Consider the following 322-nt stretch of genomic DNA (forward strand, 5'->3'; position numbering starts at 1 on the left):
GCTGATCTTCGCGCGGATGGGCAGCAAGACGCCCGACCTGGCCCAGCTCATGCCGTTCGTGCTGCGCACCTGGATGTACGCGTCCGGCGTGATGTTCAGCATCCCGGCGATGCTGCACGACAAGGACGTGCCGGGCTGGCTCGCCGACGTGCTGCAGTGGAACCCGGCGGCGGTCTACATGGACCTGGTCCGCTTCGCGATGATCGACGAGTACGGCTCCTCCTACCTGCCCCCGCACGTGTGGGCGTTCGCGGTGGGCTGGGCGCTGCTGGCCGGTGTGATCGGCTTCGTGTACTTCTGGAAGGCAGAGGAGAAATACGGC

1 protein-coding gene is annotated in these 322 nt (G+C 66.5%); it reads left to right on the plus strand.

Features of this window, described 5'->3' with window-relative positions; all coding sequences use genetic code 11:
* The coding region (locus IH50_RS0137140; protein WP_030873190.1) for an ABC transporter at positions 1-322 on the plus strand (322 nt) is incomplete at both ends.

The sequence above is a fragment of the Streptomyces sp. NRRL S-37 genome, assembly GCF_000721605.1.
GTDB lineage: Bacteria > Actinomycetota > Actinomycetes > Streptomycetales > Streptomycetaceae > Streptomyces.